This is a genomic window from Streptacidiphilus sp. BW17 (genome assembly GCF_041262485.1).
Classification (GTDB): domain Bacteria; phylum Actinomycetota; class Actinomycetes; order Streptomycetales; family Streptomycetaceae; genus Streptacidiphilus.
This window is the reverse complement of record NZ_JBGCCR010000016.1, coordinates 71,855-87,650: the sequence shown is the minus strand read 5'-3', so window position 1 is coordinate 87,650 and position 15,796 is coordinate 71,855. Positions and strand designations below refer to the sequence as shown.

The 15,796-nt window shown below is 70.1% G+C and carries 12 protein-coding genes and 5 tRNA genes; 8 read left to right on the top strand and 9 right to left on the bottom strand.

The annotated features are described in order from the left end of the window. Positions 1 to 84: 84 nt before the first annotated feature. The 8 genes from ABH940_RS20695 to ABH940_RS20660 all read right to left on the bottom strand — a co-directional run bounded on the left by ABH940_RS20695 (position 85) and on the right by ABH940_RS20660 (position 2,429). Positions 85 to 156 (bottom strand) — tRNA-Gln (locus ABH940_RS20695). 4 nt (positions 157 to 160) lie between these two features. Continuing rightward, positions 161 to 233, bottom strand: a tRNA-Glu gene (locus ABH940_RS20690). Between the two features lie 20 nt (positions 234 to 253). Then, positions 254 to 326, bottom strand: a tRNA-Glu gene (locus ABH940_RS20685). Between the two features lie 20 nt (positions 327 to 346). Continuing rightward, positions 347 to 419 (bottom strand) — tRNA-Glu (locus tag ABH940_RS20680). Between the two features lie 17 nt (positions 420 to 436). Next, a tRNA-Gln gene (locus ABH940_RS20675) sits at positions 437 to 511 on the bottom strand. Positions 512 to 588: 77 nt separating this feature from the next. Next, positions 589 to 1,347: an HAD family hydrolase gene (locus ABH940_RS20670; RefSeq protein WP_370105921.1), complete on the bottom strand. Its 759-nt coding sequence runs from the start codon at positions 1,345 to 1,347 to the stop codon at positions 589 to 591. Next, the gene (locus ABH940_RS20665) at positions 1,340 to 2,107 is read right to left on the bottom strand and encodes a fumarylacetoacetate hydrolase family protein (RefSeq protein ID WP_370060761.1); all 768 of its coding nucleotides are present in this window, start codon (positions 2,105 to 2,107) and stop codon (positions 1,340 to 1,342) included. Before ABH940_RS20665 ends, ABH940_RS20670 begins: the two co-directional genes overlap by 8 nt. 130 nt (positions 2,108 to 2,237) lie before the next feature. Then, the gene (locus tag ABH940_RS20660) at positions 2,238 to 2,429 is read right to left on the bottom strand and encodes a hypothetical protein (RefSeq protein WP_370060762.1); all 192 of its coding nucleotides are present in this window, start codon (positions 2,427 to 2,429) and stop codon (positions 2,238 to 2,240) included. A 514-nt stretch (positions 2,430 to 2,943) separates the two neighbouring features. On the opposite strand from ABH940_RS20660, the gene ABH940_RS20655 reads away from it, so the two are divergent. From ABH940_RS20655 to ABH940_RS20620, 8 genes are all read left to right on the top strand, one after another. Beyond that, the gene (locus ABH940_RS20655) at positions 2,944 to 6,756 is read left to right on the top strand and encodes an ATP-binding protein (RefSeq protein WP_370105920.1); all 3,813 of its coding nucleotides are present in this window, start codon (positions 2,944 to 2,946) and stop codon (positions 6,754 to 6,756) included. A gap of 14 nt (positions 6,757 to 6,770) precedes the next feature. Then, positions 6,771 to 7,184: a roadblock/LC7 domain-containing protein gene (locus ABH940_RS20650; protein WP_196192549.1), complete on the top strand. Its 414-nt coding sequence runs from the start codon at positions 6,771 to 6,773 to the stop codon at positions 7,182 to 7,184. A gap of 233 nt (positions 7,185 to 7,417) precedes the next feature. Then, a complete protein-coding gene (locus ABH940_RS20645) occupies positions 7,418 to 7,786 on the top strand; it encodes a DUF742 domain-containing protein (RefSeq protein ID WP_196192550.1) in 369 nt (122 codons plus the stop codon). Next, on the top strand, positions 7,767 to 8,351 hold the full coding sequence (locus tag ABH940_RS20640; RefSeq protein ID WP_370060764.1) for an ATP/GTP-binding protein: 585 nt from the start codon (positions 7,767 to 7,769) through the stop codon (positions 8,349 to 8,351). Before ABH940_RS20645 ends, ABH940_RS20640 begins: the two co-directional genes overlap by 20 nt. Before the next feature lie 366 nt (positions 8,352 to 8,717). Next, a complete protein-coding gene (locus tag ABH940_RS20635) occupies positions 8,718 to 12,146 on the top strand; it encodes an ATP-binding protein (RefSeq protein ID WP_370105919.1) in 3,429 nt (1,142 codons plus the stop codon). Positions 12,147 to 12,161: 15 nt separating this feature from the next. Continuing rightward, the gene (locus ABH940_RS20630; protein WP_370060766.1) at positions 12,162 to 12,575 is read left to right on the top strand and encodes a roadblock/LC7 domain-containing protein; all 414 of its coding nucleotides are present in this window, start codon (positions 12,162 to 12,164) and stop codon (positions 12,573 to 12,575) included. Between the two features lie 213 nt (positions 12,576 to 12,788). Beyond that, entirely contained in the window at positions 12,789 to 13,379 is a 591-nt protein-coding gene (locus ABH940_RS20625) for a DUF742 domain-containing protein (RefSeq protein ID WP_370060767.1), read from the top strand. Continuing rightward, positions 13,360 to 13,956 (top strand): ATP/GTP-binding protein, encoded by a 597-nt coding sequence (locus tag ABH940_RS20620; protein ID WP_370060768.1) that lies wholly within the window; start codon positions 13,360 to 13,362, stop codon positions 13,954 to 13,956. Before ABH940_RS20625 ends, ABH940_RS20620 begins: the two co-directional genes overlap by 20 nt. A 71-nt stretch (positions 13,957 to 14,027) precedes the next feature. On the opposite strand, the gene cimA is transcribed toward ABH940_RS20620, so the two are convergent. After that, positions 14,028 to 15,617, bottom strand: coding sequence for a citramalate synthase (gene cimA / locus ABH940_RS20615; protein WP_370060769.1), 1,590 nt, complete (start codon positions 15,615 to 15,617; stop codon positions 14,028 to 14,030). Positions 15,618 to 15,796: the final 179 nt, after the last annotated feature.

Genomic DNA, 15,796 nt, shown 5'->3' with positions numbered 1-15,796 from the left:
GCGGTCCGCCCTTTCGTATTCGTTCCGGAAAACAAAAAAGACCCTCGCGGGTCTTTGCACTGCTTTTCAGTGACGCAATCAGAGCTGGGGTACCAGGACTCGAACCTAGACTAAATGAACCAGAATCACTCGTGCTGCCAATTACACCATACCCCAAAAGTACCCCCGACCGGATTCGAACCGGCGCTACTGCCGTGAGAGGGCAGCGTGCTAGGCCGCTACACAACGGGGGCGTTGGCTCTTGCGAGCCGAGTACCCCCGACCGGATTCGAACCGGCGCTACTGCCGTGAGAGGGCAGCGTGCTAGGCCGCTACACAACGGGGGCGTTGGTCCTTGCGGACCGAGTACCCCCGACCGGATTCGAACCGGCGCTACTGCCGTGAGAGGGCAGCGTGCTAGGCCGCTACACAACGGGGGCAAGAACTATGGAATTTGTGGCTGGGGTACCAGGACTCGAACCTAGACTAACTGAACCAGAATCAGTCGTGCTGCCAATTACACCATACCCCATCGCACTGTCCAGGTGATCTTGGTGAGTGCCTCTCGGCCCTCCCCCGTCCCTACCGGGCGGCGCAACAAGAAGAACACTACCGGATGGTGGGCGGCGCTCCAAAATCGATAACCCGCAGCAGCTCCGGCAGGTCAGCGAGGGTGTGGACGCGGGGCATATCGGCGGCCTCGGGGAGGCCGTCGCCGGCACCGGAGCGGTCCAGCCAGACGGCGTGCAGACCGGCGGCCCGGGCCCCCAACGCGTCGGTGGTCAACCGGTCTCCCACGTAGACGACGCGGTCGGGCGGGAGGCCGAGAGCGCTGCAGCCGGCCAGGAACGCCTCCGGCGCCGGCTTGGCGTGGCCGAGCTCCTCGGAGCAGACCAGTGAAGCAAAGCGGTCCCGCAAGCCCAACACCGCCAACTTCTCGTGCTGGTAGGCGACCGAGGAGTTGGAGAGCAGCCCGTGCCGGTAGCCGGAGAGCGCGTCCAGGGCCGGCAGGGCGTCGTCGAAGACGCGGCGGTGGGCGATGTGCCGCACGCGGTAGCCCGCGAACCAGGCGTCGGCGTCCGCCACCGAGAGGCCCGCGCGGCCGAGGAAGTCGTGCACGCGCAGCCGCCGCTGCTCGGGAAAGGTCAGCTCCCCGGAGAGGTAGCGCGGGTAGGTCCGCTCCACCTCGTCCTTCCACCAGTCGGCGGCCCGCTCCGGAGAGGGGAAGGAGTCGAGGACGCCCTGCGCGTCCAGATGCTCCAGGATCGCGGCGCGTTCGGCCCCCGAGTGGTCGACCAGGGTGTCGTCGATGTCCCACAGGACACCGAGGACGCCCTGGCCGACCTCAGTCGTCCGTATCTCAGCCACGCTTGACGACGCGGTTGGTCAGCGTGCCGATGCCCTCGACGTTGACCGAGACCTCGTCGCCGATCTGCAGCGGCCCGACGCCCGCCGGGGTGCCGGTGAGGATGACGTCGCCGGGCAGCAGGGTCATCGCGTCGGAGATGTGCACGATCAGGTCGGCGATGGAGCGGACCATCTGCGAGGTGCGCCCGGCCTGGCGGAGTTCGCCGTTGACGGTGCAGGTGACGGCGAGGTCGTTCGGGTCCAGATCGGTCTCGATCCACGGGCCGAGCGGGCAGGCCGTGTCGAAGCCCTTGGCCCGGGCCCACTGGCCCTCGCGCTGCTGGATGTCACGCGCCGTCACGTCGTTGGCGCAGGTGTAGCCGAGGATCACGTCGTTGACGCGGGCGTGGGGCACCTCGCGGCACATCCGCCCGATCACGACGGCGAGTTCGGCCTCGTACTGCACGTCCGAGGAGAACGGCGGGTAGGCGATGTTCTCGGTCGGACCGACGACCGAGGTCGACGGCTTGAAGAAGGTGAGCGGCGCCTCGGGCACCTCGTTGCCCAGCTCGGCCGCGTGGGCGGCGTAGTTGCGGCCCACCGCGACGATCTTGCTGGGCAGCATCGGCGGCAGCAGCCGGACGTCGGCCAACGGCAGCACCTGGCCGGTCGGCTGCGGCTCGCCGAACGGGTGACCGGCGAGCACGGCGACGGTCTCGGCCTCGGCGTCCACCACGCCGAAAGTGACCGCCCCCTCGAAGGAAAACCTGGCGATACGCACGGTGGGGACGTCTCCTCTTACTGGACTCTTGCTGGACGGTGATCGAACCGACTTCAGCCTAGGCCCCCGATCCCGGGCATGCCGAAGGCCCCACCGTGGCGGGGCCTTCGGGGGACGCGCGGGTGAACGACTACTGGACCGTTCGCGGTTCCGGGGCGATCATGAGGTTGGTGCGGCGCGGGTTGGCCGTGTGCTGCGGGAGCTCCGCAGGAGCGGCGGCGGAGGCGCGCAGCGCGGGGCCGCCGTCCGCGGGGAGGGCGTCGAGCTTCGTGCGGCGGGGGTTGGCCGTCGGCCGGAAGCTCATGGTGGTCTTGAAGGTCACGCGGAACCTCACCTCGGAATCGTTCAGTGGCACATCCAGGATCTCATTCCACACCGTGGTCACCGAGCACTACCGAATCAGCTGTGAGTTTGCTCACTTTGCATATGGGTAGGCAGCACAGTTACGCGATTGTGGCCACCCCAATAAACCGGCCATAAAAGTCATATCGGACAAAATCATGACGCGGCGTCACGACCTTCGCGGTATTGCTGGCCACCCGCGTGTCCGAAAGGTACGGTTTCCCTGCGCCCAGCCGCACGCAGCGTCACTTCGACCCCACATGGGGTCACTCCTACCGTCACGTAGCGTCGCCCCTTGTTGGAGATCGGGCACTGTGCTGGAATGCCTCGGACCGTCGGAGTCCGCCCCTCCACACGCTGAACCGGCCGGGGCCGATCCGACGGAGGCATACGGGCGTCCACTCGGGCCCGACCGGGGCCCACGCCCACCGAGAACTCGACACCGTCCCGACCGCTTCGCGCGAGGGGCGCCTGGTCCAGAGGTTGCGACGCTAGTGCAGGGACGTATCAAGAGGGGTGGCGGCGCGGGCAACCCGGCGGACCGCGGAGCCGCAGGCCAGCAGTCGTCGCCGAATGCCCCCCATGCCGCCGAGGGCTCCCGCCCCGGGCCCACGCAGAGCCGGCCCGAGGGCGATCCCAAGGGTTCCAAGCCAACTGCCAAGCCCGCCGGTAAGACATCCGGCAAGGCTTCCGGCAAGGCCACCGGCTCCGGTGGCGACGGTTCGAGCGCGAGCCGAATAGGCAGAATCACGCCGCCGAAGGTCAGCGGCATGCGCCGCTACGCGCTCAACAACTGGAAGATCCGCACCAGGCTGACCGCGCTGCTGATCCTCCCGGTGATCGCGGCCATCGTCCTCGGTGGTCTGCGTATCCAGGGCTCGCTCCAGACCCAGCAGCAGCTGGACAACGTGTCGAAGCTCGGTGACGTCGCCCAGGCGGCGACGCTGCTCGCGATCTCGCTCGAGACCGAGCGCGACGACATGGCCCTCTCCAGCAGTCCGGGGAACAATCCCCTGACCGCCGACCAGGTCGTGTTCGACATGAAGCAGACCGGCACCAAGCTGACCAAGCTGGAGAGCCTGGTCGACTCGCTGGACAAGTCGACGCTCCCCGGCGGTGGTGTCGACATCACCAACGTCCTCACCCGGCTGAACGGGCTGCACTCGATCGAGCAGTCCGCGTTCCAGGCGAGCCAGGGCGGCGACCTGCAGAAGACAGTCGCCGGGTTCGACAGCCTGATCACCCCGCTGACCCAGATCACCCAGGACCTGGCCCTCGCCTCGTCCAACCTGCAGCTGGTCCAGGCGACCCGTTCGCTCCAGGCGTTCACCGCGTGGCACGAGGACATGGCCATCGTCCGGTCCACGCTGACCGCGGCACTGGTCAACACCGACTCCAACGGCGTGCCGGTCGCCAACGCCCTGCAGGCGAGCGACCGCATCTACGCGCTGGGCGCGTTCCAGGACGCCGGCATCCAGCAGCACGAGTTCTCCGCGCTCTACGGCGCCGACCAGTCCAACTCGCTGATCGGCCCCTGGCAGAACAACTCCGTCTACACGGAGAGCATGCAGTTCGCGCAGCGGGTGCTGAGCAGCGGCGAGCCGCTCTCCGCGCAGCCGAACCTGCTGAACGGCCAGGACTGGTTCTCCAAGTCCGGCACGATCATGCAGCAGATGGGCCTGGACGAGAGCTTCCTGGTCCAGGAGCTCGACAACACCGCGGCCACGCTGCGCTCCAACGCCGCGACGGACGCCTACGTCAACGCCGGTCTGATCGTCCTGGTCCTCCTCTTCGCCATCCTCGGCGCCGGTCTGGTGGCCCGCTCGATGGTCCGCACGCTGGCCAAGCTGCAGGAGACCGCCGAGGACGTCGCCGAGCACACGCTGCCGGAGATGGTCCGCAAGCTCTCCGAGGCTGATCCGCAGGACGTGGACGTCACGATCGAGCCGATCGGCATCGACACCACGGACGAGATCGGGCACGTGGCCCGCGCGTTCGACAAGGTCCACAGCCAGGCGGTCCGACTGGCCGCCGAGCAGGCCCTGCTCCGAGGCAACATCAACGCGATGTTCACCAACCTCTCGCGCCGCTCGCAGGGTCTGATCCAGCGCCAGCTGTCGATGATCTCCGAGCTGGAGTCGCGCGAGGCCGACCCGGACCAGCTGGCCCAGCTGTTCAAGCTCGACCACCTGGCGACGCGTATGCGTCGTAACGGTGAGAACCTCCTCGTACTCGCGGGTGAGGACCCGGGTCGTCGTTGGACCCGCCCGGTGCCGCTGGTGGACGTGCTCCGCGCCGCCGCGTCCGAGGTGGAGCAGTACGAGCGCATCGAGCTGGCCTCGGTGCCGACGGCCGAGGTCGCCGGCCGCGTCGTCAACGACCTCGTCCACCTGCTGGCCGAGCTGCTGGAGAACGCGACCTCGTTCTCCAGCCCGCAGACGCGCGTCAAGGTCACCGGTCACGCGCTGCCGGACGGCCGGGTGCTGGTCGAGATCCACGACACCGGCATCGGCCTCTCCCCCGACGACCTGGCGGAGATCAACGAGCGTCTGGCCAACCCGCCGGTGGTGGACGTCTCCGTCTCCCGCCGCATGGGTCTCTTCGTGGTCGGTCGACTCTCGCTGCGTCACGGCATCCGGATCCAGCTGCGCCCGAGCGACTCGGGCGGCACCACCGCGCTGGTCATGCTGCCGGTGGACGTCACCAACGTGGCCGAGCGTCGCGCCGGTTCGGGTGCTCCGGCGGCGGGTGCCGCCACGCAGCGTCCGGCCGCGCCGAGCGGTCCGCAGCGCACCCCGTTGGGCTCCGGCCCGCAGACCTCCCCCGGTGGTCCAGGCGGTTCCGGCGGCCTGGGCGGTCTCGGCGGCCCGGGTTCGCGCCCGTCGCTGCCGCAGCAGTCGCAGCAGTCGCAGCAGTCGCAGCAGTCGCAGCCGGGTCTGCCCGCGGGTCCCGGTGGCACCGGTGCCGGCGCGCCCTCCGGCTCCTCCCAGACCGGCCTTCCGCGCCGCGGCGGTCAGCCGCAGGGCGGCGGCCAGGCGGGCGGATTCGACGGCGGTCAGACCGACGGCCGTGGCATGCCGTCCGCTGCGTCCGCGCAGTCCGGCCTGCCGCAGCGCGGCGGTCAGCCGGGCTCGCAGGGACAGTCCGGCCCGTCCGGACAGCCCGGCCAGCAGGGGCAGTTCGGTCAGCAGGGGCAGTTCGGCCAGCCGGGCCTGTCGGGCCAGCAGCAGGGTGGCTGGAACCCCGGCCAGACCGACGGCCGCGGCCTGTCGATCCCGGGCGCGGGCCAGGACGGCCACGCCGACTTCGGCACCGGCTCCGGCCTGCCGCAGCGCGGCGGTCAGCCGTCCGGTCAGCAACCCGGCCAGCAGCCGGGCGGATTCGACCCCAGCCGTACCGACGGCCGTGGCATTCCGCTCCCCGGCACCGGCCAGGGCGCCGACTCCGGCTCCGGAGCGGGCGGTTTCGACCCGAGCCACACCAACGGCCTTGGCCTGCCGATCGACTCGGGCTTCCCGGCACCGGCGCAGCCGCAGGCTCCGTTGCCGCCGGTCCCGCAGCCGCCGCAGCCCTACGAGGGCGGCCTCTGGTCCGAGCAGCCGCAGCACGGTTCGGCCGCCGGACAGCCGTCGGGCGGCGACAGCACCGGGCAGTTCGCCCGGTCACGCTTCGAGGAGGAGGCGCCCGCGCGTCCGGCCCCGGCCGAGCCGCAGCCCTTCCCGCAGCGCCCGCAGCCGGACCACGGCTCGGACCCGCTGACCCGTGCGCTTCCGGCCGTCGAGGCCGGGGCGGGCAGCTCGTCCCCGATCTTCGAGCAGATGGAGACGACCTGGTTCCGCGCCGGTCGCGCCGAGCGGATGCGCGGCGTGCAGGTCTCCGCCGACGAACTGACCGCGCAGCAGCCGGATCCGCGTCAGGCACCGCAGCCGGACCCGCGTCACGGGCAGCAGCCCGGACACCCGGGGCAGCCGGCCGGCGCCAGCGCCATGTCCGGCATGGGCGACAGTCAGGCGCCGTGGCGCAGTTCCGCGAACGACGAGACGTGGCGGCGGGCCGAGCAGGTCCGCGAGCCGAGTGCGGGCGGCATGATGCCGTCCGGTCTGCCGCGCCGCGTGCCGAAGGCCAACCTGGTCCCCGGCACCGCCGAGGCGTCCTCCCTTCCCGGCCCGCAGGTCTCCCGGTCCCCCGATGAGGTCCGCGGTCGTCTCACCAACCTGCGTCGTGGTATCCAGCAGGGTCGTGCCGCGGGGGCGGCCGGTCCTGACCAGGGCAACGGTGCGTACGGCAGCAACCCCCAGGAGCGTTGATCAAGATGACTCAGATGAGCCAGGCAGCTCACAACTTGAACTGGTTGATCACCAACTTCGTGGACAACACCCCCGGGGTGTCGCACACCGTGGTGGTCTCCGCCGACGGCCTCCTGCTCGCCATGTCCGAGGGCTTCCCGCGTGACCGCGCCGACCAGCTCGCCGCCGTCGCCTCCGGCCTCACCTCGCTGACCCAGGGCGCCTCCCGGATCTTCGAAGGCGGCAAGGTCACCCAGACCGTGGTCGAGATGGAACGCGGCTTCCTCTTCATCATGGCCGTCTCCGACGGCTCCTCCCTCGCCGTCCTGTCCTCCCCCGACAGCGACATCGGCCTGGTCGGCTACGAGATGGCCCTCCTCGTCGACCGCGCCGGCGACGTGCTGACCCCGGCGCTCCGCGCCGAACTCCAGGGCAGCCTGCTGCACTGAGCCGGACTCTGATCCACCAGTGGTAACGAAGCTTGACGAGACATCACCCATGGTGAGAGATGCGCCACTCGGTGAGCGAATCCCCGGGGTCGCCGGGGATTCGCTCACCGGGGCCCCGTACACTCCGTCCCGATTGCGCCACCGAGCACTGGCAGATCAAAGACCGTCAGGACCAGCATGATCCACCTCGCCGCGGAGAGGCACGACGGCCGCTGCAGCACCAAGGAGGACAGATGACTTCACCACACGGAGGCCAGGGCGGCCGGCCGTTGGTGCGTCCGTACGCCATGACCGGCGGCCGGACCCGCCCGCGCTACCAGCTCGCCATCGAGGCCCTGGTCTCCGCAACCCCACAGGCCTACCGGGCCGGTGTGCTGCTCCCCGAGCACGCCCGGATCGTGGACCTGTGCCGTGAGGTGAAGTCGGTCGCCGAGGTCTCCGCCCTCGTCCCGATGCCGTTGGGCGTCGCCCGCATCCTCGTGGCCGACCTGGCCGAAGCCGGCCTGGTCGCCATCCACCAGCCCGCCGCCGCAACCGACAGCGGCGGCGCGCCTGACGTCACACTGCTCGAAAGGGTGCTCAGTGGACTACGCAAGCTCTAGCCCGCCCATGGCGTCCCGAGCCACGACCTCCGCGAAGATCGTGGTGGCGGGCGGCTTCGGCGTGGGCAAGACGACCCTCGTCGGAGCAGTGTCCGAGATCAACCCGCTCCGCACCGAGGCCGTGATGACCTCGGCCTCCGCGGGGATCGACGACCTGACCCATGTGAGCGGGAAGACCACGACCACGGTCGCCATGGACTTCGGCCGCATCACGCTGGACGAGGACCTGATCCTCTACCTGTTCGGTACGCCGGGCCAGGACCGCTTCTGGTTCATGTGGGACGACCTGGTCCGCGGCGCCATCGGCGCCGTCGTCCTGGTCGACACCCGCCGCCTGGCCGACTGCTTCCCCGCGATCGACTACTTCGAGAACAGCGGCCTGCCGTTCGTCGTGGCACTCAACAACTTCGACGGCTTTCAGGCCCACAATCCCGAAGAGGTGCGCGAGGCACTGCAGTTGGGTCCGGACACGCCGATCATCAGCACCGACGCCCGTCGGCGCGACAGCGCGAAGTCCGCGCTGATCACGCTCGTCGAGCACGCGCTGCTCGCTCGGCTGCGGTAACCGGGGTAAGAGCGGGCGTTGAACTTTCCATAACGGTTCGACACGCATTTCCCCCCCAGATCTCACCGCCGGTGAGCGGACGCCTACGCTCCGCCGAATGGAGCGTAGGCATTCGCCGCCAGTGGCCCCTTATGTCCGATTTACCACCAGGAACCCATTCCGGCACGGGTGTTTGGCCAAGGCCACGGGCCCGTGCTGGAATGCCTGCCACTGCGGGTTGACCCCCGGATGCACGACAAGGCCGCCCCGGCCGAGAGGTTGAGTCGAGTGAGCCAGAACGAGGCAGCTCCAGGCGCCGGCAGCGCGCCCCAGGTCCGGCCTGCGGGTCGGCTCTCGCTGAGCAACAGGCGTCTATCCTTCAAGCTGGTGACGATCCTGCTGATCCCGGTGCTCGCCGCACTGACCTTCGCGGGACTGCGGGTGCAGAGCTCGTACACCACGTGGAGGGCGGCCCAGGACGCGGTGAAGACCGCGCAGATCGTCGAGGCGGCGACCGAGGTCGCACAGGACCTGGACGAGGAACGCGACAGCTCACTCCCTTACCTGATCAAGGGCGACGACAAGAATCCGGTGGTCGTCAACGCGCGCGCGACCAGCGACTCCGCGATCGCCTACTTCCAGGGCTTGGCCGCGAACGCCCCGAACGTCGGCCACCTCCAGGAGCGCGTCAAGACGGCGAACGACGAGCTGAAGGGCCTCGCGCAGCTCCGCGCGGGTCGTTACCAGGCCTACGACACCGCGACGGAGGAGGGGTACTCCCACCTTCTGTCCGCTCTGCAGGCTCTCGACAACGAGCTCGTCGTCGGCAACGGAAGCTCCATCAACTCCGACGCCCGCTCCATCTACGCGATCACGCTCACCAAGGACGCGATCTCGGTCGACCGCGCCATCGGCCTGCACATGCTGCTGGAGCCGACACCGTCCAGCAGCAAGGACGTCGCCGGTCGCCAGAACCAGATGATCCACCTGTGGAGCTTCCTGTTCCTCGAGCAGGTCGCCGAGAACGAGTTCGACAACGCGGCCGACCCGCAGTTCAAGCAGCTGCTCGCCCAGGACGAGGCCCAGGCTGCCCAGCAGGCCAAGGCCATGGCCGCGCAGGCCGCCCAGCAGGCCGCACAGTCCCACCAGAGCTACGTTCCGCCACCGGCTGACATCCAGACGATGGTGAACTACATCTCCAGCGGCTCGCTGGACAACCACGAGCTGGCGGCGAAGGGTGTCACGGTCCAGAACTGGGACGCCGTGATGACGCTCTCCTTCAACGCCTTCCGCGGCGTCGAGAAGCAGCTCACCTCGACCTCCGTCGAGCAGGCCACGGCCGCGGCCGGCCAGGCCAAGAGCGACATGATCATCAACGGTGCGGCCGCGCTGGCCGCGCTGATCCTGGCGAGCATCGTGACCACGCTGGTCTCCCGGTCGATGACCCGCAACATGCGCCGCCTGCGTGACAGTGCCCAGACGATCGCCAGCGAGCGCCTGCCCGAGCTGGTCCGCCAGCTGTCGAAGACCGATCCCGGCCGCGTGGACCTCTCCGTGGAGCCGATCCCGGTCTCCGGCAAGGACGAGATCGCCGAGGTCGCCCGCGCCTTCGACGACGTCCACCGCGAAGCGATCCGACTCGCCGCCGAGCAGGCGCTGCTCCGGGGCAACGTCAACGCGATCTTCACCAACCTGTCCCGCCGCTCGCACGGCCTGATCGAGCGTCAGCTCGACCTGATCACGGACCTGGAGAACAACGAGGCCGACCCGGACCAGCTGGAGAACCTCTTCAAGCTGGACCACCTGGCCACCCGCATGCGCCGCAACGGCGAGAACCTGCTCGTTCTGGCGGGCGAGGACGCCGGGCGCACCTGGGGTGAGCCGATCCCGCTGGTCGACGTGCTCCGCGCCGCCGCGTCCGAAGTGGAGCAGTACGAGCGCATCGAGCTGGCCGGCATACCCGAGACCGACGTCGTCGGTCCCGCCGTCACCGACCTCGTGCACCTGCTGGCCGAGCTGCTGGAGAACGCCACCACCTTCTCCAGCCCGCAGACCCGGGTCCGGGTCACCGCGACCCGACTTCCCGATCAGCGTGTGCTGGTGGAGATCCACGACAAGGGCATCGGCCTGACGGCCGACGACTTCGCCGAGATCAACGCCAAGCTGGCCGAGCCGCCGACCGTGGACGCCTCGGTCTCCCGGCAGATGGGCCTCTTCGTGGTGGGCCGCCTGGCCGAGCGCCACAGCATCCGCGTCCAGCTGCGCCCCTCGGGCGAGTCGGCCGGGACCACCTCGCTGGTGATGCTCACCGAGGCGCTGACCCAGGTGGCGCGCCCCGTGCTGCAGCCCGAGGAGCAGTTCACCGTCTCCCGGATCTACCCGGAGAGCCCGCAGGACCGCCAGCACGCCGCGTTCGGCGCCCCCGACGGCAACCCGATGCGGACCGCGAGCGACCTCGGCTTCGACGACAGCCGCTACAACCGCGCCGCGCCGGCTGCCGAGCAGCCTGCCGAGCAGACGCTGGCGCTGGACCCGGTGCAGCGGTCGCTGCGGCTCGGCCACCGCCGTGAGCAGGCCGCTCTGGAGTCCGGTCCCGAGACCGGGATCGCGCCCTCGTCGGCTTCCGTGCCTCCTGCGGCGCCCACTCCGGCCCCTGCGCCGCAGGGCTTCCCCGGTCAGGGTCAGGGCGGCCAGGGCTTCAACGGTCAGCCCGGTCAGCCGGCGCAGCCCGGTCAGGGCTTCGGCGACCAGGGCTACCAGCAGACGCAGGAGTTCGCGGCCCCGGGCTACTCCGGCGGGTACCCGCAGAACAACGGCTACCAGCAGGAGTACGGCGGCAGCGAGTACGGCAACGAGTTCGGCGCTGATCAGCGCGACGACTACGGCCGGGACTTCGACGCGCGGTTCGGCTCCGCCTCCGGTTCGGGCAGCGGCTCGAACTTCGGTGGCGGCAACGACTTCGGCGCCGCAGCCCGCGGCCAGTCCGACTTCGGTGGCAACGCCTTCGGTGGTTCCGACTTCGGCGGCAGCGACTTCGGTGGCGACCGCTCCGGCGGGCCGTCCTACCCGACGCCTGACTCCGGCTTCGAGGCCGGGCGCTACACGGCGCAGAGCTTCGAGTCCGGCGCCGCCGAGCGCCGCCCCTACGGCGCGGACTCCGCCGACGACAGCTACCTGACCCCGGGCAGCACTCCGGGCATGCAGCACTACGGTGCGAGCGGCTCGGCGGGCGCCGACGCGAACGCCGGCTTCGGCACCGGCCGAGGCGACCGCGGCTTCGAGCCGGAGCCGATGCACGGGGCCGGAGGCCTGGACCTGCCCGGCTCCGCCGGACTGCCGGTCAGGCGTCCGGGCGCGGCCCTGGGCGGTCCGACCAGCAGCCAGGGCGGCGACGAGCGTCCCAACTGGTTCACCGGCGCCAAGGTCAGCGGCCAGTCGACCGCATCCATGCCGGTCATGCCGTCGGCCCACCCGACCGGCTCGACCGTCTCCGCGGGCGACCGGGGCGAGACCCCGGCGCTGCCCGCCACCCCGACGCCTGGTCTCCCGACGCGCGAGACGCGGACCGGCGGCACCACCGGAGCGGGTCTGCCGCGCCGTGTGCCGCGCCAGAACCTGCTCCCCGGACAGATCCAGGACCCGGCCGGAGCGGGCGCGCAGGAGACGCCCCAGCCGCCGTCCCAGCTGTCCCGATCCCCTGAGGAGGTCCGCGGTCGCCTGACGAACCTGCGCCGCGGCATCCAGCAGGGCCACAATGCGGGCGACACCCCCCAACCGGGCTCTGGCCCGTACGGCACCAACTCCCAGGAGCGTTGATCAAAGATGAGCCAGATGAGCCAAGCGGCCCAGAACCTCAACTGGTTGATCACCAACTTCGTGGACAACACCCCCGGGGTGTCGCACACCGTGGTGGTCTCCGCCGACGGCCTCCTGCTCGCCATGTCCGAGGGCTTCCCGCGTGACCGCGCCGACCAGCTCGCCGCCGTCGCCTCCGGCCTCACCTCGCTGACCCAGGGCGCCTCCCGGATCTTCGAAGGCGGCAAGGTCACCCAGACCGTGGTCGAGATGGAACGCGGCTTCCTCTTCATCATGGCCGTCTCCGACGGCTCCTCCCTCGCCGTCCTCTCCTCCCCCGACAGCGACATCGGCCTGGTCGGCTACGAGATGGCCCTCCTCGTCGACCGCGCGGGGACGGTGCTGACGCCGGCGCTCCGCGCCGAACTCCAGGGCAGCCTGCTGCACTGATCTCCCGAACTACTTCGCAGTACCCGCACAGACGCGCAACAATCACACAAGCCTCGTAGGACTCGTACGAGCGCACGAGCCAGCACCACCCCGCACCACCCGCACGACCGCAGCACTCGAACAGCACCGCATCCGCAGTGAAGCGGCGTCAACTCCACTGGCGCAGCTGCTCAGTTAGCCGCAATGCCACGTCGTTAAGTGTGAGGAGGAACCGTGACACCGCCAGAGGACCAGAACGGCCAGTACGGCGCTGCCTACCCCGGTACAGGCCATGACGCGTTCGGCGGTCCCGTCGGCGGCTACGGCGCCGCCCCTGGGTATCCCGGCTACGACCAGCCCGTCGGCCACGGAGGTCAGTCCGGCTACTGGCAGGACCAGCAGCAGGACTGGCCGTCTCAGCAGCAGAGCTCGATGCACCGCGGCATGGGGCGCGTTCCGACGCCCGAGCCGGAGCCCCAGGACGAGGAGCCGCTGATCCGGCCCTACGCCATGACCGGCGGCCGGACCCGTCCGCGCTACCAGCTCGCCATCGAGGCCCTGGTCTCGACGACGGCCGCGCCGGAGCGGATCGGCACGCTGCTGCCGGAACACCAGCGGATCTGCGGGCTGTGCACGGAGATCAAGTCGGTGGCCGAGATCTCGGCGCTGCTGTCCATCCCGCTCGGGGTGGCCCGAATCCTTGTCGCCGACCTGGCCGAGTCCGGCCTGGTCGCGATCCACCAGCCCGCCGCCGGGGGCGAATCCGGCGGAACGCCTGATGTGACACTGCTCGAAAGGGTGCTCAGTGGACTACGCAAGCTCTAGGCCGACTGCCCCCGCTGCGACAGGGGGCCGTAGTACGACCTCCGCGAAGATCGTGGTGGCGGGCGGCTTCGGCGTGGGCAAGACGACCCTCGTCGGCGCGGTGTCCGAGATCAACCCGCTCCGCACCGAGGCCGTGATGACCTCGGCCTCCGCCGGGATCGACGATCTCAGCCACGTGAGCGGCAAGACGACGACCACGGTCGCCATGGACTTCGGCCGCATCACGCTGGACGAGGACCTGATCCTCTACCTGTTCGGCACACCGGGCCAGGACCGCTTCTGGTTCATGTGGGACGACCTGGTCCGCGGCGCCATCGGCGCCGTCGTCCTGGTGGACACCCGCCGCCTGGCCGACTGCTTCCCCGCGATCGACTACTTCGAGAACAGCGGCCTGCCGTTCATCGTCGCGGTCAACACCTTCGACGGGAGCCAGACGCACAGTCCCGAGGAGGTGCGGGAGGCGCTGCAGCTCGACCACGAGACGCCGATCATCTCGACGGACGCGCGCCGCCGCGACAGCGCGAAGTCCGCGCTGATCACGCTCGTCGAGCACGCGCTGCTGGCGCGCCTGCGGTAACCGCCGCGCTGCCGCTGGTAGTTGCACGTTCTTCAGGGGCGCGGGGCTCTGCCCCGCGCCCCTTCGCTACCTCACGGCGTCAGACCGGACCGGAGCAGGCCGAAGGTGTAGGCGTCGTCGAGGGCCTGCCAGGAGGCGACGATGACGTTCTCCGCGACACCGACCGTGGACCACGTCGCCTCGCCGTCCGTCGTCTCGATCAGGACGCGGGTCTGCGACCCGGTGCCGTGCTGGCCCTCCAGGATGCGGACCTTGTAGTCCGTCAGTTCCAGCTTGGCGAGCTGCGGGTAGAAGCGGCCCACCGCGGCCCGCAGAGCCCCGTCCAGCGCGTCGACGGGGCCGTTGCCCTCCCCCGTGGCGACGATGCGCTCTCCCTTCGCCCAGAGCTTCACCGTGGCCTCGTTCGCGACGGTGCCGTCCGTCCGCTGCTCGGCGATGGCCCGCCAGGACTCGAGGGTGAAGAAGCGGTCCGCACCGCCGTGCGCCTCGGCGCGGAGCAGGAGTTCGAAGGAGGCGTCGGCGGCCTCGAACGTGTAGCCCTCCAGCTCCTTCTCCTTGACCCGGTCGACGATGCGGCCGACCAACTCGCGGTCGGCGGACAGGTCGTAGCCGAGCTCCTTGCCCTTGAGCTCGACGCTGGCGCGTCCGGCCATGTCGGAGACGAGCATCCGCATGCTGTTGCCGACCAGCGCCGGGTCGGTGTGCTGGTAGAGGTCGGGGTCGACCTTGATCGCCGAGGCGTGCAGGCCGGCCTTGTGGGCGAAGGCGGAGACGCCGACGTACGGCTGGTGGGTGGAGGGCGCGAGGTTGACCACCTCGGCGATGGCGTGCGAGATGCGCGTCATCTCGGCCAGGCGGCCCTCCGGCAGCACCCGGAGGTCGTGCTTGAGCTCCAGCGCGCCGACGACCGGGAAGAGGTTCGCGTTGCCGACCCGCTCGCCGTAGCCGTTGGCGGTGCACTGGACGTGGGTCGCGCCCGCGTCCACCGCGGCAAGGGTGTTGGCGACGGCGCAGCCGGTGTCGTCCTGGGCGTGGATGCCGAGACGCGCGCCGGTGGCGGCCAGCACGTCGGCGACGATCTCGCGGACGCCGCCCGGCAGCATGCCGCCGTTGGTGTCGCAGAGCACCACCACGTCCGCGCCCGCCTCGTGGGCGGCTGAGACGACGGAGAGCGCGTAGTCCCGGTTGGCCTTGTAGCCGTCGAAGAAGTGCTCGCAGTCGATGAAGACCCGGCGTCCCTGGGCGCGCAGGTACGCGACGCTGTCGCGGACCATCTCCAGGTTCTCCTCCAGCGTGGTGCGCAGCGCCAGTTCCACGTGGCGGTCGTGGGACTTGGCGACGAGGGTGACGACGGGCGCACCGGAGTTGACCAGGGCCGCCAACTGCGGGTCCTCGGCGGCCTTGCCGCCCGCCCGGCGGGTGGCACCGAAGGCGACCAGCTGGGCGTTGCCGAGCTGGAGTTCGTTCGCGGCACGGGCGAAGAACTCGGTGTCGCGCGGGTTTGCCCCGGGCCAGCCGCCCTCGATGAAACCCACACCGAAGTCGTCGAGGTACCGGGCGATGGCGAGCTTGTCGGCGACGGTGAGGTTGATGCCCTCGCGCTGGGCTCCGTCGCGCAGCGTGGTGTCGAAGACGTGGAAGTCGTCGCTGAGGGGGGTCATGGCCGGTGGTCTCCTGTCGGGGGCTGCCCGTTCAACGAAAAAGACCCCCCGCGGATGCGAGAGGTCTGCACGCTGGTCTGTTCCTGCGAACTCAGACCGGCGCGCTGCAGCTGGTAATCAGTGCGAATGTTGGCACGATCGCAGTCTGACACAGCGCGGAACGAAAGGCGCCGCGCATC